This window comes from Nocardiopsis tropica (assembly GCF_042660575.1).
Lineage (GTDB): Bacteria > Actinomycetota > Actinomycetes > Streptosporangiales > Streptosporangiaceae > Nocardiopsis > Nocardiopsis tropica.
The window spans coordinates 97,894-114,100 of sequence record NZ_JBHSUF010000007.1 but is presented as its reverse complement, the minus strand read 5'-3'; the positions used below and the strand labels follow the sequence as shown (position 1 = coordinate 114,100).

The following is a 16,207-nucleotide window of genomic DNA, read 5'->3' as shown; positions in this document are numbered from 1 at the left end:
GATGAAGATCAAAACTGGCGACGAGGTCATCGTCCTCGCCGGCAAGGACAAGGGTGCCACCGGCAAGGTCGTCAAGGCCCTGCCGAAGGAAGACCGTGTCGTCGTCGAGGGCGTCAACCTGGTCAAGAAGCACAGGAAGGCGAACCCGGCGGGCGGCCAGCAGGGCGAGGTCGTCACGAAGGAGGCCCCGATCCACGTGAGCAACATCGCGCTCGCCGAGGACGGCAAGCCCTCCCGGGTCGGCTACCGCTTCGAGGACGACGGAACCAAGGTTCGCGTCTCCCGTCGCACCGGTAAGGACATCTGATGACGGTTACCAACGACATCACGGCCCCTCCGATGCCGCGGCTCAAGGAGAAGTACCGTAACGAGATCGTCGCTGCCCTCAAGGAGGAGCACGACATCGCCAACATCATGCAGGTCCCCGGTCTCACGAAGATCGTGGTCAACATGGGTGTCGGCGAGGCGGCTCGTGACGCGAAGCTGATCCAGGGCGCGATCGCCGACATCTCGGCGATCACCGGCCAGAAGCCTCGGATCAACCGGGCCAAGAACTCCATCGCGCAGTTCAAGCTGCGCGAGGGCCAGCCGATCGGCGCCAGCGTCACGCTGCGCGGCGACCGGATGTGGGAGTTCCTCGACCGGCTGCTCTCGCTGGCTCTGCCCCGTATCCGGGACTTCCGCGGCCTTTCCCCGAAGCAGTTCGACGGGAACGGCAACTACACCTTCGGTCTGACCGAGCAGGTCATGTTCCACGAGGTGGACCCGGACAAGGTCGACCGGCAGCGTGGGATGGACATCACGGTTGTCACCACGGCCACGACCGACGAACAGGGCCGCAGCCTGCTCAAGCGGCTCGGTTTCCCGTTCAAGGAAGCCTGAGGGGTAAGCACACATGGCTAAGAAGTCCCTGATCGCCAAGGCGCAGCGGAAGCCGAAGTTCAGCGTCCGCGCGTATACTCGATGCTCTCGGTGCGGCCGTCCGCGCGCCGTCTACCGGAAGTTCGGCCTCTGCCGCATCTGCTTCCGCGAGATGGCGCACCGCGGCGAGCTGCCCGGTATCACCAAGTCGAGCTGGTAGTTTCCGGCGGGGCCGACCAGGCGCTCACTCCCTGAGGAGGGCGCACTGGGTTCGGCCCCCCGAACCGCCACCCCCTTGGTGGCTCGACAAGTGTCCGTGACCGCCCGACGCGGTCAGCGGTCCAGCAACATCCAACCATCAGGGCACGGCAGTCCCGCGAGGGACAGCGGTGCCCACGACCACGCCGTAGGTCCGTTTGTGCACCTCCACGGGGAGACCCGTGGGAGGGCAGGCTCTGGGAAAGCCCGCACTCGGAAACCGCGGTGAGGAAGGGCCAGTCGGCCATGACGATGACCGACCCGATCGCAGACATGCTCACGCGTCTGCGTAACGCGAATTCGGCTTACCACGACACCGTGGCGATGCCGTATTCCAAGATCAAGGCGCACATCGCCGAGATCCTCCAGCAGGAGGGCTTCATTCAGGGCCACCGGACCGAGGAGGCCCCTGTGGGCAAGAGCCTCGTCCTGGACCTGAAGTACGGCCCCACCCGAGAGCGTTCGATCGCGGGCATCCGCCGGGTCTCCAAGCCCGGTCTGCGGGTGTACGCCAAGAAGGAGAACCTCCCGCGCGTGCTGGGTGGCCTCGGTGTGGCGATCATTTCGACGTCCGGTGGCCTGATGACTGACAAGCAGGCCAAGAAGCGCGGCGTGGGCGGCGAAGTCCTCGCCTACGTCTGGTAGAGGGAGAGACTGAAGCATGTCGCGAATCGGTCGACTGCCGCTCTCGGTCCCCAAGGGCGTCGAAGTCACGATTAACGGGCAAGACGTCACTGTCAAGGGGCCGAAGGGCGAACTGAAGCACACCGTCGCCGAGCCGATCACCGTCTCCTTCGAGGACGGGGTCGTCACGGTTGCGCGTCCCGACGACAAGCCGGAGAACCGGTCGCTGCACGGTCTGACCCGTGCACTGGTCGCGAACCTCACCGAGGGTGTCTCCAAGGGCTACACGAAGACGCTGGAGATCCACGGCGTGGGTTACCGCGTCCAGGCCCGCGGCTCCAACCTGGAGTTCTCGCTGGGCTACAGCCACCCCGTCGTGGTCGAGCCCCCGCAGGGCATCACCTTCCGCGTGGAGAAGCCGACGATCCTCCACGTGGAGGGCATCGACAAGCAGCTGGTGGGCCAGGTCGCCGCGAACATCCGCAGCCTGCGCAAGCCGGACCCGTACAAGGCCAAGGGCGTGCGGTACCAGGGCGAGCACATCCGCCGCAAGGCCGGAAAGGCTGGTAAGTAGCCATGGGTATCACCGTGCGCAAGCGGACCTCCAAGAGCGCGACCTCCCGTGCGCGCCGCCAGTTCCGCGTCCGCAAGAAGGTCGTGGGCACCGCCGAGCGTCCGCGTCTGGCCGTGTTCCGGTCCTCCAAGCACATCGTCGCGCAGGTCATCGACGACACCAGGGGTCACACCCTGGTCGCCGCCTCCAGCGTCGAGGCCGACCTGCGCGGTGCCGAGGGCACCAAGTCCGACAAGTCCGCCAAGGTCGGTCAGCTCATCGCTGAGCGCGCCAAGGCCGCTGGGGTCTCCGCCGTGGTGTTCGACCGCGGCGGCAACCAGTACGCCGGCCGTATCGCCAAGCTCGCCGACGCGGCGCGCGAGGGCGGGCTGGAGTTCTAGCGATGACCTCTGTACTGGGCAAGATCAACCACGAGAAGAGGAACCACTGATGGCTGCAGCACCGCGGCGCGGCGCCGGTGGCGAGCGGCGTGATCGCCGTGACGATCGCCGCGGCGGCGCCGCAGACAAGGGTGTCTCCTACATCGAGAAGGTCGTGACCATCAACCGGGTCGCGAAGGTCGTCAAGGGCGGCCGTCGCTTCTCCTTCACCGCTCTCGTCGTCGTCGGTGACGGCAACGGGATGGTCGGTGTCGGTTACGGCAAGGCCAAGGAAGTTCCGGCCGCGATCGCCAAGGGTGTCGAGGAGGCGAAGAAGAACTTCTTCCGCGTCCCCCGCATCCAGGGCACCATCGTGCACCGGGTCCAGGGCGAGGACGCCGCTGGCGTCGTCCTGCTCCGTCCGGCCGCTCCGGGTACCGGCGTCATCGCCGGCGGCCCCGTGCGCGCCGTGCTGGAGTGCGCCGGCATCCACGACATCCTGAGCAAGTCGCTCGGGTCGTCCAACCCGCTGAACATCGTGCACGCCACCGTGGCGGCTCTCAAGGGGCTCAACCAGCCCGAGGAGATCGCCGCCCGCCGTGGCCTGCCGATCGAGGACGTCGCCCCGGCCGCCATGCTGCGTGCTCGTGCTGAGGCGAAGGCAGGAGCCTGACCATGGCCAAGCTCAAGATCACGCAGACCCGCTCCAAGATCGGCGGCAAGGTGAAGCAGCACGCTGCTCTCCAGTCGCTCGGCCTGGGCCGGATCGGCAAGTCCACCGTCCGTGAGGACCGCCCTGAGGTTCGCGGGCAGATCACGATCGTCGCGCACCTCGTCTCTGTCGAGGAGGTTGCCGAATGAGCGACTACAACCCCGACGAGCTGCTCAAGCTGCACCACCTGCGGCCCGCCCCGGGCGCCAACAAGGCCAAGACCCGCAAGGGCCGCGGCGAGGCGTCCAAGGGCAAGACCGCGGGCCGGGGCACCAAGGGCACCAAGGCTCGTAACACCGTCCGTCCCGGCTTCGAGGGCGGGCAGATGCCCCTCATCCGCCGGGTGCCGAAGCTCAAGGGCTTCAGCAACGCGCGGTTCAAGACGACCTACCAGGTCGTCAACCTGGACAAGCTGAGCGAGCTGTTCCCCGAGGGTGGCGAGGTCACCGTCGAGGCCCTGGTCGCCAAGGGCGCGGTTCGCAAGAACCAGCTCGTCAAGGTTCTGGGCACCGGTGAGATCACCGTCGCCGTGCAGGTGAGCGCGAACGCGTTCTCCGCCTCGGCGAAGGAGAAGATCGCCGCTGCCGGTGGCTCCGTCACCGAGCTGTAGGGGTCTACCCCGAAATGCGCAACTGGGGGCGTCCGCCCGGCAGGTCAGTGAAAGACCGGCCGGCGGGCGCCCCCGTGTGTTGTGAGAAGTGATCGTTATGACTCACGACCGCAACTGCCGCGTGATGGCTGTTACAGTTCCATCTGTTTGAGCTCCCCGCTTGACGTACTGTGAATACTTCCGAGCAACGGGCGACTGCCCGCTGCTGACGTTCTACGACGATTCAGGATCGGCCGCGATGTCTGGAACCCGTTCCGCCGCCGAAGCCGCGCAGGAGGAGACGTGCTAGGTGCGTTCGTCCGTGCATTCCGCACGCCCGACCTGCGTAACAAGCTGCTGTTCACACTGTTCATCCTGACGATCTTCCGTCTGGGGTCGGTGATTCCCGCTCCGGGGATCGACTCCGCGGCGATCCGGGAGCAGATGGAGGCGGTCACCGCCGCAGACCAGAGCGGTGTGTACGCGCTCGTGAACCTGTTCAGCGGCGGCGCGCTGTTGCAACTGGCGGTGTTGGCGCTCGGGGTCATGCCGTACATCACCGCGAGCATCATCATCAACCTGCTCACGGTGGTGATCCCCCGCCTGGAGGCCCTCAAGAAGGAGGGCCAGTCGGGGCAGAGCAAGATCACCCAATACACCCGCTACCTCACGCTGATGCTCGCGGTCCTGCAGGCCACCAGCATCGTCGCCATGGCCAGGACGGGCGCCCTGTTCCAGGGGGCCATCCCGGTCAGCACCTACATGCCCAACCAGGACATCCTGACCCTGGTGACGATCGTCTTCGTGATGACCGCCGGCACCGCCATCGTCATGTGGTTCGGCGAGCTGATCACCGAGCGCGGCGTGGGCAACGGCATGTCGCTCCTGATCTTCACCCAGGTCATCGCGATGTTCCCGTCCTCCATCATGGGGCTCTTCGAGGAGCGCTCCATCTGGGTCTTCACCCTCATCTGCATCGCGGGCCTCGTGCTCGTGGCCGCGGTGGTCTTCATGGAGCAGGCGCAGCGCCGCATCCCGGTGCAGTACGCCAAGCGCATGGTGGGACGCCGCATGTACGGCGGAAGCTCGACCTACATCCCGCTGAAGGTCAACCAGGCGGGCATCATCCCCGTGATCTTCGCCTCCTCGCTGCTGTACCTCCCGCAGCTGGTCGTCGGACTGGTCGGCCAGGACTCCACGAACCCCGTGGTGACCTTCATCCAGACCTACTTCCTGTCCGGCACGCACCCCGTGTACCTGGCGACCTTCTTCGTCATGATCATCGGGTTCGCGTTCTTCTACGTGGCGATTACGTTCAACCCCACTGAAGTCGCCGACAACATGAAGAAGTACGGTGGGTTCATCCCGGGTATCCGACCGGGGCGTCCGACCGCCGAGTACCTCGACTACGTCCTGACGAGGCTGACGACCCCCGGATCCCTGTACCTGGGTGTGATCGCTCTTCTCCCGATGGTCGCGCTCGGCGCCACCGGCGCCAACGCGAACTTCCCCTTCGGCGGGACGAGCATCCTGATCATGGTCGGTGTCGGGCTGGACACGGTGAAGCAGATCGAGAGTCACCTCCAGCAGAGGAACTACGAAGGTTTTCTGCGATAAATGCGAGCAGTATTGGTGGGGCCGCCTGGGGCCGGCAAGGGCACCCAGGCCCAGATCCTCGCGTCGGAGCTGTCGATCCCGAAGGTGTCCACCGGTGACATCTTCCGGGCCAACGTCAGCGGTGGCACGGAGCTTGGCAAGAAGGCCAGGGAGTACATGGACCGTGGCGACCTCGTCCCCGACGAGGTCACGAACGCCATGGTCAAGGACCGACTGGCGCAGGACGACGCCGCTGTGGGCTTCCTGCTCGACGGCTTCCCCCGCAACGTCCCGCAGGCCGAGACGCTCAAGGGCATCCTGGCCGACCTGAAGACGCACCTGGACGTGGTCCTGGAGCTGAGGGTGGACGAGGACGAGGTCGTCAAGCGCCTCTCGGGGCGCCGCTCGTGCCCCGAGTGCGGCCGCGTGTACCACGTGGAGTACGACGCCCCGAAGTCCGAGGGCGTGTGCGACCACGAGGGCGCCGCGCTGTACCAGCGCGAGGACGACCGCGAGGAGACCATCAGGCACCGCCTGAAGGTCTACCGCGAGCAGACCGCGCCGCTGGTGGAGTTCTACGAGCGCGAGGGGCTGCTGGCGACCATCGCCGCCACGGGCTCCGTGGCCGCGGTGACGGCCCGGGCCAAGGCCGCGATCGAGGAGCAGGCCCGAAAGGCCAGTTCCTGATGTTTCGGAAGGCGGAGCCGGACGTGCAGATCAAGACGCCGGAACAGATCGCCAAGATGAGGGCGGCGGGCCAGGTCGTGGCCCGCGCCCTGGACACCCTCCGGGCCGCTGTGCGGCCCGGAGTGTCCACACTGGACCTCGACTCCGTGGCGGAGAAGGTCATCCGCGACGCGGGCGCCGTGCCGTCCTTCAAGGGCTACCACGGCTTCCCCGGGTCCATCTGCGCCTCGGTCAACGAGGAGGTCGTCCACGGCATCCCCAGCGCCGAGCGGGTGCTGGCCGAGGGCGACATCGTCTCCATCGACTGCGGCGCCATCCTGGACGGCTGGCACGGGGACTCGGCGATCACCGTCGCCGTGGGCGAGGGCCGGCCCGAGGACCTCCGCATGATGGAGGTCTGCGAGGAGTCCATGTGGCAGGGGATCGCGCAGATGCGGCCGGGCAACCGCCTGGGCGACATCGGCTTCGCGATCGGCGGCCACATCTCCGCGAACGGCGGCTACGGCAACGTCCGCGAGTACGGCGGCCACGGCATCGGCACCGAGATGCACATGGACCCGCACGTCCTCAACTACGGCAAGCGGGGCCGCGGGCTGAAGCTCGTCGAGGGCATGTGCCTGGCGATCGAGCCGATGACCACCCTGGGCCGCCAGGACGTGCTCCAGCTGGACGACGGCTGGACGGTGGTCACGAAGGACGGCAAGAGGGCGGCGCACTTCGAGCACACGGTCGCGGTGACCGCAGAGGGCCCCGTGGTCCTGACCGCCCGTGAGTCCAACCGCGATAAAATCACTCATATGGGGTTCGTCCAGCCAACCTGGTAGCGGCCCCGCCCCACGCGCACCGCGCGCGGGACGCGACCACTCACGGGTGAAGATCGAGGTGCGCGCAGTGTCCGACCCGGTGCCGTCGATACGAACGTCCGACTCCGAGCGCGACCGTGTCGCGCAGCTCCTCCAGACGCACTTCGCGCAGGGCCGGCTCGACCACGAGGAGTTCACCGACCGGCTCGGCCGCGTCTACAAGTCCCGGACGGCGGACGAGCTGGCCACGGTCACCCGCGACCTGCCCGAGCGCGATCTGGCGGACCTGCGCGGGGCGTCCCCCCTCCAGGAGGAGCCCCTGATCGCGCCGCCGATCAGCATGCGGGACCCGGCGCTGATGGTGCCGTGGATCCTGTACGCCGGGGTCAACGTCCTGTGCTTCGTGATCTGGCTGATCCTCTTCCTCACCACCGACTACAACTACCCGTGGTTCCTGTGGGTGCTGGGGCCGTGGGGCATCGTGATGAGCGTGGTGACCTTCGGGGTCCTGGCCTCGCAGCGCAGCCACCCCGGCGGCGACCACTCGCCGTAGGCCGGCCTCCGGGCGGTCGCGGTCCGGCCCTCCCCGGCGCCGGCCCCGTCCGCCCGGCCAGGGACGCCGCACGGGGAAGAAAGCGGCCACCGGAGGCGTTGTCGGGGGCGCCCCCGAACGCGGCCCGGGGCGCGGAGCGGCGCCGGTTCCCCCTGCGGGGGCGACGGTATAGGGTTCTCTGCCCGCCGGTCAGAAGCACTTGCCCGAAGGCGATAGACTGTCACTGCCCATACGCGGGCTGTTGGGTCAGTCTGCCTTCTTTGTGCCACGTCTTCCCATCGACGTACGCCCTTGCAGTTGACCTGAACTACCAGTGTGTCCTGGCGTCGACGACATCCGGCCCGTACGGTGTCGCCGGGGCCGTCGCGTTGTGCGAGGCCACTGGGGTCGCGTCGGGACTGTCCTGATCAACCAATCGATGAGCGAGGCGTGGAGGACATGGCAAAGAAAGACGGCGCCATCGAGATCGAGGGTTCCGTTGTCGAGTCCCTACCCAACGCTATGTTCAAGGTAGAGCTCGACAACGGGCACCAGGTTCTTGCCCACATCAGCGGCAAGATGCGGATGAACTACATCCGTATTCTCCCCGACGACCGTGTCGTCGTGGAGCTGAGCCCGTACGACCTCACGCGCGGGCGCATCGTTTACCGCTACAAGTAGCCCGTCGTGGGCCGCACGGCCCAGGATGAGTGATGTGATGAGTTCGGAGTCACCATGAAGGTCAAGCCGAGCGTGAAGAAGATCTGCGCGAAGTGCCGCGTGATCCGTCGCAACCGTCGGATCATGGTCATTTGCTCGGACCCGCGGCACAAGCAGCGTCAGGGCTAACAGCCCCCGCAGCTCGCCGCGGCTTCTGAACCGCGACAACCCGGCAAGGGAAGGACTTCCCTCCCGGGCGCAGTACAAACGAAAACCTGTTCCGATTCCCGGCGCCGACGAGGCCCGGGGACAACCCCCGGTCGGAGGCCGGGGCCTCGTCGATTGGGCGACGAGAGGGTGGAACGGGGCAGACCTCCGGGGCATGGATATGGAGTCTCGCCCACATGGCACGTATTGAAGGCGTTGACCTCCCTCGCGACAAGCGGGTGGAGATCGCTCTCACGTACATCTTCGGGATCGGCCGCACCCGCGCGCTCGAGACCCTGAAGCAGACCGGCGTCGACGGCAACACGCGCGTCCACCAGCTGTCCGAAGAGGACCTGGTCAAGCTGCGCGAGTGGATCGGCGCGAACTACCAGGTCGAGGGCGACCTGCGCCGCGAGGTGCAGGGCGACATCCGTCGCAAGATGGAGATCGGTAGCTACCAGGGCGTCCGCCACCGTCGCGGGCTCCCGGTCCGCGGTCAGCGCACGCAGACCAACGCGCGTACCCGCAAGGGCAAGAAGAAGACCGTGGCCGGTAAGAAGAAGGCCGGTAAGAAGTAGTCCGCTCGGACTGTCGACCGCGTCCGAGAACAGCAACGGACCGATGATCTCTGGGAGTTTCGCTAATGCCGCCTAAGGGCCGTCAGGGTGCCGCGCGCAAGGTGCGCCGCAAGGAAAAGAAGAACATTGTCCACGGACACGCTCACATCAAGAGCACGTTCAACAACACGATCGTGAGCATCACCGACCCGACCGGTGCCGTGATCGCGTGGGCAAGCTCCGGACAGGTGGGCTTCAAGGGCTCGCGCAAGTCGACGCCGTACGCCGCGCAGATGGCCGCCGAGGCCGCTGCCCGTCGCGCGCAGGAGCACGGCGTCCGCAAGGTGGACGTCTTCGTGAAGGGCCCGGGCTCCGGCCGGGAGACCGCCATCCGCTCGCTCCAGGCGACCGGCCTCGAGGTGGGCTCCATCCAGGACGTCACCCCGGTTCCGCACAACGGCTGCCGTCCGCCGAAGCGCCGCCGCGTCTGATCGGCAGCGCGTGCCCGCGGCCCCGGCCGGCAGGGCACCGTGCCGTGCTTGATCCCGCGCGGTCCCCGCTGGGGCCCGCGCGGGCTGGGTAGTAATCCGAGTAGTGGACACCGCCGTTCCGGCGGAACGTCCATCCGGTGGCCGTCATATAGCGGTCGGCCATGTGGAAGGGAAAACACGGACCATGTTGATCGCACAGCGTCCCACGCTCGCCGAGGAAGTCATCTCGGACCTGCGCTCGAGGTTTGTCATCGAGCCGCTGGAGCCCGGTTTCGGCTACACCATCGGCAACTCGCTCCGGCGCACCCTGCTGTCCTCCATCCCCGGCGCGGCTGTCACCAGCATCCGCATCGAGGGCGTCGAGCACGAGTTCACCACCGTGCCCGGTGTCAAGGAGGACGTCACGGAGATGATCCTCAACCTCAAGGGCCTGGTCGTCAGCTCCGAGCACGACGAGCCCGTGCTGATGTACCTGCGCAAGCAGGGCCCCGGCGTCGTCACCGCGGCGGACATCGCTCCGCCCGCCGGCGTCGAGGTGCACAACCCCGAGCTGCACATCGCCACGCTCAACGGCAAGGGCAAGCTGGAGATGGAGCTGACGGTCGAGCGCGGCCGCGGCTACGTCTCGGCCACGCAGAACAAGCAGGCCGGCCAGGAGATCGGTCGCATCCCGATCGACTCCATCTACTCGCCGGTCCTGCGTGTGACCTACAAGGTCGAGGCCACCCGTGTCGAGCAGCGCACCGACTTCGACCGCCTGATCGTCGACATCGAGACCAAGCCGGCCATCCGTCCCCGTGACGCGGTCGCCAGCGCGGGCAAGACCCTGGTCGAGCTGTTCGGTCTGGCGCGCGAGCTCAACGTCGACGCCGAGGGCATCGACATGGGCCCGTCGCCGACGGACGCCGCCCTCGCGGCGGACCTGGCGCTGCCCATCGAGGACCTCAACCTGACGGTGCGCTCGTACAACTGCCTCAAGCGGGAGGGCATCCACAGCGTTGGTGAGCTGGTCGCCCGCTCCGAGCAGGACCTGCTGGACATCCGCAACTTCGGTGCGAAGTCCATCGACGAGGTCAAGCAGAAGCTCATCGACATGGGCCTGTCCCTGAAGGACTCCCCGCCCGGATTCGACCCCAGCACGGCGGCCGACTCCTACAGCTCCGACGACGACGAGGGCGAGTCCTTCGTCGAGACGGAGCAGTACTAACCGACCTTCGTCGCCCACATGGTCCACGGCCGAGTGCGGCCGCGGATCGCATCACTAGGAGAACGACACCATGCCCACGCCTACCAAGGGCGCCCGTCTGGGTTCCGGGCCCGCTCACGAGCGGCACATCCTGGCGAACCTCGCGACCTCGCTGTTCCAGCACGGCCGCATTCGCACCACCGAGGCCAAGGCCAAGCGTCTGCGCCCGTACGCCGAGAAGCTGATCACCCTCGGCAAGCGCGGTGACCTGCACGCCCGTCGCCAGGTTCTCACCAAGATCACGGACAAGTCCGTGGTGCACGAGCTGTTCACCGAGATCGGCCCGCGCTTCGAGAACCGTCCCGGTGGCTACACCCGGATCACCAAGATCGGTCCGCGCAAGGGCGACAACGCCCCCATGGCGGTCATCGAGCTGGTCGAGGCGCTGAACGCCCCCGCCGCTCCGGCCGCCGCCCCGGTCGAGGAGCCCGTCGAGGCCCCCGCCGAGGAGACCGCGGCCACGGAGACCGAAGAGGTCGCCGAGACCGACGAGGCCGCCGAGAAGAGCGCCGAGAGCAAGTAGGGCGGATGGCGCGCGCGGGCAGGACCTGTGTGTGCGACCGCTCGCCGAGTGCCCGACCCCTCCGGGGGTCGGGCACTCGTGTTTTCCAGGAGGGCGGGCGCCTGGGGCGCCGCCCTCCGACGGTGGGCCTGAACGGATGGGTGTGATGGACGAGAACGGGACGACGGCCGGGGCCGGGCCCGCGGGGGAGCCCCCGCGCGGCGCCGCGGCGGAGGAGCCGGGACGCGCCGGTGTTCCAGGGGGCGCCGGGGCCGGTGGCGCCGCCGGCCCCCCGGAGGTCGGCGGGGGCGCGGGAGACGCGTCCGGGGCCGAGCCGGCGGTCAGGATCCGGCTGGACATCGCCTACGACGGCACGGACTTCTCGGGGTGGGCCGCGCAGCCCGGGCGCCGCACGGTGCAGGGCGAGCTGGAGTCGGCCCTGGAGAGGGTCCTGCGGCTGCCGCGCGTGGCACTGACCTGCGCGGGTCGCACGGATGCCGGGGTGCACGCCAGGGGGCAGGTGGCGCAGGCCGACATCCCGGCGGCCACCTGGGAGGCCGAGGGGGAGAGGGTGCTCCGCCGCCTCGCCGGGGTCCTGCCCAAGGACGTGCGCGTGACCGGGGCCCGGAAGGCCCCCCCGGGGTTCGACGCGCGGTTCTCCCCGCTGTTCCGGCGCTACGAGTACCACGTGAGCGACGCCCCCCACGGGGTGGACCCGCTGCTGCGCCGGTCGGTGCTGTGGCACAGGAGCCCGCTGGACGAGGGGCGGATGAACGAGGCAGCGGCGCGGCTGGTCGGCGAGCACGACTTCGCGGCCTTCTGCAAGAAGCGGGAGGGCGCCACGACCGTCCGGGAGCTGCTGCGCCTGGAGTGGGCGCGTGTGGACACCCACCTGCTGCGCGGGACGATCCAGGCGGACGCCTTCTGCCACAACATGGTGCGTGCCCTCGTGGGGGCGCTCCTGGCCGTGGGCGACGGGCGCCGGGACGCGGACTGGCCGGGGACGGTGCTCGGCGCGGCCGTGCGCGACTCCTCCGTGCACGTGGTGGGACCGCAGGGGCTCAGCCTGGAGGAGGTGCGCTATCCCGGGGACGAGGAGCTGGCGGCGCGGGCCTCGGCGACCCGGCGGGTGCGCGAGCTGCCCTGCCGGGGGCACTCGGCCTGACACGGTGCGTGTGGCGCCTGGCACGGGGCGCGGCGGCCGGGGACCGGCGGCTGCGCGGCCGGGCCGCCGGGACGGTCAGGGCGTGCGGTGCCCGGTGCGGCCGGGCGCCGCGTCAGGCGTCCTGCGCGACCGGTGCGGTGCCGTGGGGCCCGCGTGGCCTGTGCGACCGGTGCGGTGCAGCGGGGCCCGCGTGGCCTGTGCGACCGGTGCGGTGCAGCGGGGCCGGTGTGACCCCGGGATCCCCCCGCTTTCCACGGTAGGGCCGGGCCGTGGGCGGGGGAAGCCCGCTCCGCGGGCTGTGGACGGGGGCGGAGAGGCCGAGGACGACAGAGGGGGCGCCCGGACCGGGCGCCCCCTCCCCGTGTTCCCGGGCGGATCAGGCGCGGTCCTCGCTGAGGGCGCCGAACGCCTCGTCGAGGAAGCCGTCGCCGATGGTGCGCAGCTCGGTGGCGGACTCGCTCTCCTCCGAGCCCTCCTCGGAGCCGTCGCTGTTGGTGGCCAGGGCGAAGAGCACGTAGCGGCCCCACTGGCCGCTGCTGCCGTGCCCGCCCGCGTGGCCGAGCCGCTCCGCGGGGGTGCCCTCCTCGCCGGCGAGGCCGGCGAACCACTGCGCCCCCACGAGGTCCTGCGCCTCCATGGCGGCGGCGGCGTCCTCGTCCGAGGGCATCGCCGCGACCCCGATGGTCACCGCGTGGGCCTCGTCCTCGCTGAGGTAGGACGCGCGGACCATCTGGCGGCACTCGTTGTCGGAGAGGACCTGGCCGTAGTCGCCGTGCGCGCCCGCGGCGCAGTCCTCGATGTCGTCGACGGCCACACGGGTGAACGTGCCGCCCTCCACGTCCAGGGTCTCGGGGAAGAGGTCGTCCGGCGCGAGCGCGCCCGGGTCGTCGGACTCGTCCGCGACGGCGGAGGCGCTCGCCCCGCCGGACTCCGTCCCCCCGCCGCTGGCGAGGAGGAACGTCACGCCGCCCGCGACGACCAGCAGCGCGGCGAACCCGGCGATCATCAGGAGGCGGCGCTTCCCGGCGCGCGCGTCCGCATAGCCGTCGTCACCGGACGCGTAGTCGTCGTAGTCCTCGTAGTCGTCGATCCCCCGGACGTCGAACTGCGCGGTGTCGACGCCGGCGTCGTCGGGGACCTCGTCCCGGTACAGGGGGCGGTTGTCGCGCCTGCCCGGCGCCGCGGGGACGGCGTGGATGTTCTGTGTGGCCCCCATGGCCTCCGGGGGGAACACGGGGTCACCCCTACCCGGCTCCCCGGCCCCCGGGCCGCGAGGCGGCGCCTGGAAGGCCTGCTGGGGGCTCGGGGCCGCGCCGGGCGGAAGCGCGCCCGGCGGCAGCGCGGGGGCTCCGCCGATCTGGCCGCCGGACGGCACGCCGGGGAGCGGGCGCGGACCGCCGCCCGTGGGGCCCCCGTGCGGGGGGACCTGCCCGCCGGTGGGGGCGCCGTACGTCGGCTGCCCGGTCACCTGGAAGTCCGGCTGGGGCCCCTGCTGTCTTCGGGGATCCTGCGGCCCCTGGGGCGTGCCGGGAGCCTGCGGCAGCCCGGGCGCCGGGGCGCCGGGGGGCGGGCCGGGCCGTCCCTGCACGTGCGGGGGGAGGGGCGGAGCGCCCTGGCCGTGGGGGAGGGCGCCCGGGGGGAGCGTCCGGCCGGGGGGCTGGTGGGGAGCGCCCGGGGTGAGATGTCCCATGCCGGGACCGCCGCCCGTGGGGCCCCCGTACGGGGGGACCTGCCCACCGGTGGGGCCCCCGTGCGGAGGCACGTGTCCGCCGGTGGGAGCGCCGTACGGCGGCTGTCCGGGGTGCATCGGGGGCCGGCCGCCCGTGGGCGCGGCGACGGGGCCGCCGGGGTAGGGCGGCTCCTGGGGGCCGCTCGGGCCGCCGCGGCCCGCGGGGTCGCCCTGGCCGCCGTGGAACCCCTGCTGGGGCCCGCTCTGCGGGTACGGGGGAGGGGTCTGCGGGCCGCCGGGCCGCGCGTGCGGGGGGGAGGGCTGCGGGGGGAGGGGCGGCCGGCCGCCCGCGGGCGCGGAGTGCGGCTGCTGCGGCCCCGATGTGGGATGCTGGCCCTCGGTATGGGGGGCCGCTGATCCGAGCAGGTCCTGGCCGTCACCGGCCTCCGGTCCGAGGGGTCGCCCGTCGGGTCCGTACTGTGGCTGGTTCGGATGGGTACTGATGGGAGTCTCCGAAGGCTCTGGGGATGGGAACCGGGCCGCGGTCGACCGGGCTCACGGCCTGGTGCGCCCTCTGGCGTCAGCACCGGCTCCCGGGGGGTCGGCGTCCGTGACGGGCGTCTCCTGGGGTGCGTGTCGGCGCCCGTCGTTCCGGGCGGAGACCGGCCTTTCGGTGCAAGCGTAGCCAACGCGCGGACGGCCGCAGGACGAAGCACTCTCGGCACAAGGCATAATAAAAGGCGGAGAGGTCACGGATGTGACCCCGTGCCGGCGCTTCCCGCCGAGCGTGGTCCTGCCGGTCCGCACTGTCGCTGGCTTTGACCTGCGCTATGGTGGCCAGGTAGGATATCCCGTCGTTGTGCGTTGAGTTGCCGTGGGCCCCGAACTCCCGTATTCGGGTGCCGATCCACGCACCATCGTCTGCGCACTCACCATCGGAGAGTCCTGTGATTGGCATGGGACACCCGGCCAAACACCCCGCAACCGCGGGTGTGTATACGAGTCCCCCTTCCCACCTTCGGGATGGGGCAGCCGACTGAAGAAGCGAAGGCAAACGATCGTGCGCACATACAGCCCCAAACCAAGCGATGTCCAGCGTCAGTGGCACGTTGTCGACGCTACCGATCTCGTGCTCGGGCGTATGGCGAGCCAGGTTGCCACGCTCCTTCGGGGCAAGCACAAGCCGTACTACGCGCCCCACATCGACACCGGCGACTTCGTGATCGTCGTGAACGCCGACAAGGTCGCCCTGACCGGTAAGAAGCTGGAGCAGAAGAAGGCCTACCGGCACTCCGGCTACCCCGGTGGTCTGCGCTCCGTGGCGTACGTCGACCTGCTGGAGAACAACCCCGAGCGCGCCATCGAGAAGGCCGTCAAGGGCATGCTGCCCAAGGGTTCCCTCGGCCGCCAGATGGCCAAGAAGCTCAAGGTGTACGCGGGCGCGGAGCACCCGCACCAGGCCCAGCAGCCGGTTCCGTTCGCCATCACCAAGATCGAGCAGCCCGCCTAGGCGTTCGCAGACTTTTACAGAGAGCACGAGGAAAACCGTGGTCGAGCCCACCGGCATCGAAGAGGTCGAGCAGGAGATCGCTGACAACCCGGAGGAGTTCCCCTCCGAGTACACCAGCGAGTCCGACGAGACCGTCGCCGCCTACGTCCCCACCGCCTCCGGCCCCAGCGCCGGTACCGGTCGCCGCAAGTCGGCTGTCGCCCGCGTCCGCATCGCCCCCGGTTCGGGCGAGTGGAAGGTCAACGGCAAGCCCCTTGAGGTCTACTTCCCGGACAAGGTCCACCAGCAGACCATCAAGGACCCGTTCGTCTCCCTCGGGTTCGACGGCGCCTACGACGTCTTCGCCCGTCTCGACGGCGGCGGCACCAGCGGCCAGGCCGGCGCGCTGCGCCACGGCATCGCCCGTGCGCTCGCGACCCTGGACCCGGAGAACAACCGCCCGACCCTGAAGAAGGCCGGCTTCCTGACCCGCGACTCCCGTGAGGTGGAGCGGAAGAAGGCCGGTCTCAAGAAGGCGCGCAAGGCTCCCCAGTTCTCCAAGCGTTAGTGCTCATGCGCCGGCACCTGCTCGGCTGAGCTTCGGCCCGTACGCCGTTCCCGTTTCC

General features: G+C 69.6%; 23 protein-coding genes. 22 read left to right on the top strand and 1 reads right to left on the bottom strand.

Annotation, left to right across the window (positions count from 1 at the left end):
- Position 1: 1 nt before the first annotated feature.
- From rplX to truA, 20 genes are all read left to right on the top strand, one after another.
- Positions 2-307 carry a 50S ribosomal protein L24 gene (rplX, locus tag ACFQBR_RS13050; protein ID WP_267946683.1) on the top strand — a complete coding sequence of 102 codons (306 nt, stop codon included), beginning with the start codon at positions 2-4 and terminating at the stop codon, positions 305-307.
- Positions 307-882 carry a 50S ribosomal protein L5 gene (gene rplE / locus ACFQBR_RS13045; protein WP_267946682.1) on the top strand — a complete coding sequence of 192 codons (576 nt, stop codon included), beginning with the start codon at positions 307-309 and terminating at the stop codon, positions 880-882. Before rplX ends, rplE begins: the two co-directional genes overlap by 1 nt.
- A gap of 13 nt (positions 883-895) precedes the next feature.
- Positions 896-1,081, top strand: coding sequence for a type Z 30S ribosomal protein S14 (locus ACFQBR_RS13040; RefSeq protein ID WP_267946681.1), 186 nt, complete (start codon positions 896-898; stop codon positions 1,079-1,081).
- A 284-nt stretch (positions 1,082-1,365) separates the two neighbouring features.
- On the top strand, positions 1,366-1,764 hold the full coding sequence (rpsH, locus tag ACFQBR_RS13035; RefSeq protein WP_267946680.1) for a 30S ribosomal protein S8: 399 nt from the start codon (positions 1,366-1,368) through the stop codon (positions 1,762-1,764).
- Between the two features lie 16 nt (positions 1,765-1,780).
- The gene (gene rplF / locus ACFQBR_RS13030) at positions 1,781-2,317 is read left to right on the top strand and encodes a 50S ribosomal protein L6 (protein ID WP_267946679.1); all 537 of its coding nucleotides are present in this window, start codon (positions 1,781-1,783) and stop codon (positions 2,315-2,317) included.
- Positions 2,318-2,319: 2 nt separating this feature from the next.
- Positions 2,320-2,697 carry a 50S ribosomal protein L18 gene (gene rplR, locus ACFQBR_RS13025; RefSeq protein ID WP_267946678.1) on the top strand — a complete coding sequence of 126 codons (378 nt, stop codon included), beginning with the start codon at positions 2,320-2,322 and terminating at the stop codon, positions 2,695-2,697.
- 49 nt (positions 2,698-2,746) lie between these two features.
- The gene (gene rpsE, locus ACFQBR_RS13020; RefSeq protein ID WP_267946677.1) at positions 2,747-3,349 is read left to right on the top strand and encodes a 30S ribosomal protein S5; all 603 of its coding nucleotides are present in this window, start codon (positions 2,747-2,749) and stop codon (positions 3,347-3,349) included.
- Between the two features lie 2 nt (positions 3,350-3,351).
- Positions 3,352-3,537: a 50S ribosomal protein L30 gene (rpmD, locus tag ACFQBR_RS13015; RefSeq protein ID WP_013156129.1), complete on the top strand. Its 186-nt coding sequence runs from the start codon at positions 3,352-3,354 to the stop codon at positions 3,535-3,537.
- Complete coding sequence (gene rplO / locus ACFQBR_RS13010; RefSeq protein ID WP_267946676.1) at positions 3,534-3,998, top strand: 50S ribosomal protein L15; 465 nt, start codon at positions 3,534-3,536, stop codon at positions 3,996-3,998. Before rpmD ends, rplO begins: the two co-directional genes overlap by 4 nt.
- A 282-nt stretch (positions 3,999-4,280) precedes the next feature.
- Complete coding sequence (gene secY / locus ACFQBR_RS13005) at positions 4,281-5,594, top strand: preprotein translocase subunit SecY (protein WP_267946675.1); 1,314 nt, start codon at positions 4,281-4,283, stop codon at positions 5,592-5,594.
- Positions 5,595-6,260 (top strand): adenylate kinase, encoded by a 666-nt coding sequence (locus tag ACFQBR_RS13000; RefSeq protein ID WP_344182269.1) that lies wholly within the window; start codon positions 5,595-5,597, stop codon positions 6,258-6,260.
- On the top strand, positions 6,260-7,084 hold the full coding sequence (gene map, locus ACFQBR_RS12995) for a type I methionyl aminopeptidase (protein ID WP_267946673.1): 825 nt from the start codon (positions 6,260-6,262) through the stop codon (positions 7,082-7,084). Before ACFQBR_RS13000 ends, map begins: the two co-directional genes overlap by 1 nt.
- A gap of 67 nt (positions 7,085-7,151) precedes the next feature.
- Complete coding sequence (locus ACFQBR_RS12990) at positions 7,152-7,616, top strand: DUF1707 domain-containing protein (protein WP_344182271.1); 465 nt, start codon at positions 7,152-7,154, stop codon at positions 7,614-7,616.
- Between the two features lie 438 nt (positions 7,617-8,054).
- Positions 8,055-8,276 carry a translation initiation factor IF-1 gene (gene infA, locus ACFQBR_RS12985; protein ID WP_013156135.1) on the top strand — a complete coding sequence of 74 codons (222 nt, stop codon included), beginning with the start codon at positions 8,055-8,057 and terminating at the stop codon, positions 8,274-8,276.
- Between the two features lie 54 nt (positions 8,277-8,330).
- Positions 8,331-8,444: a 50S ribosomal protein L36 gene (gene rpmJ / locus ACFQBR_RS12980; RefSeq protein ID WP_082206327.1), complete on the top strand. Its 114-nt coding sequence runs from the start codon at positions 8,331-8,333 to the stop codon at positions 8,442-8,444.
- Between the two features lie 215 nt (positions 8,445-8,659).
- Positions 8,660-9,040, top strand: coding sequence for a 30S ribosomal protein S13 (rpsM, locus tag ACFQBR_RS12975; RefSeq protein ID WP_267946671.1), 381 nt, complete (start codon positions 8,660-8,662; stop codon positions 9,038-9,040).
- A 65-nt stretch (positions 9,041-9,105) separates the two neighbouring features.
- Complete coding sequence (gene rpsK / locus ACFQBR_RS12970) at positions 9,106-9,510, top strand: 30S ribosomal protein S11 (protein WP_053616319.1); 405 nt, start codon at positions 9,106-9,108, stop codon at positions 9,508-9,510.
- Positions 9,511-9,694: 184 nt separating this feature from the next.
- Positions 9,695-10,717 (top strand): DNA-directed RNA polymerase subunit alpha, encoded by a 1,023-nt coding sequence (locus tag ACFQBR_RS12965; RefSeq protein WP_267946670.1) that lies wholly within the window; start codon positions 9,695-9,697, stop codon positions 10,715-10,717.
- 70 nt (positions 10,718-10,787) lie between these two features.
- Positions 10,788-11,279 (top strand): 50S ribosomal protein L17, encoded by a 492-nt coding sequence (gene rplQ / locus ACFQBR_RS12960; RefSeq protein ID WP_267946669.1) that lies wholly within the window; start codon positions 10,788-10,790, stop codon positions 11,277-11,279.
- A gap of 145 nt (positions 11,280-11,424) precedes the next feature.
- Positions 11,425-12,423 (top strand): tRNA pseudouridine(38-40) synthase TruA, encoded by a 999-nt coding sequence (truA, locus tag ACFQBR_RS12955; protein ID WP_344182273.1) that lies wholly within the window; start codon positions 11,425-11,427, stop codon positions 12,421-12,423.
- Positions 12,424-12,799: 376 nt separating this feature from the next.
- Here the strand turns inward: truA and ACFQBR_RS12950 are convergent, their stop codons facing one another.
- Positions 12,800-13,639: a flagellar basal body-associated FliL family protein gene (locus ACFQBR_RS12950; protein WP_344182275.1), complete on the bottom strand. Its 840-nt coding sequence runs from the start codon at positions 13,637-13,639 to the stop codon at positions 12,800-12,802.
- Positions 13,640-15,152: 1,513 nt separating this feature from the next.
- On the opposite strand from ACFQBR_RS12950, the gene rplM reads away from it, so the two are divergent.
- The gene (gene rplM, locus ACFQBR_RS12945) at positions 15,153-15,602 is read left to right on the top strand and encodes a 50S ribosomal protein L13 (RefSeq protein WP_267946666.1); all 450 of its coding nucleotides are present in this window, start codon (positions 15,153-15,155) and stop codon (positions 15,600-15,602) included.
- A 37-nt stretch (positions 15,603-15,639) separates the two neighbouring features.
- Positions 15,640-16,149 carry a 30S ribosomal protein S9 gene (gene rpsI / locus ACFQBR_RS12940; protein WP_330161793.1) on the top strand — a complete coding sequence of 170 codons (510 nt, stop codon included), beginning with the start codon at positions 15,640-15,642 and terminating at the stop codon, positions 16,147-16,149.
- The last annotated feature ends 58 nt before the right edge of the window (positions 16,150-16,207 follow it).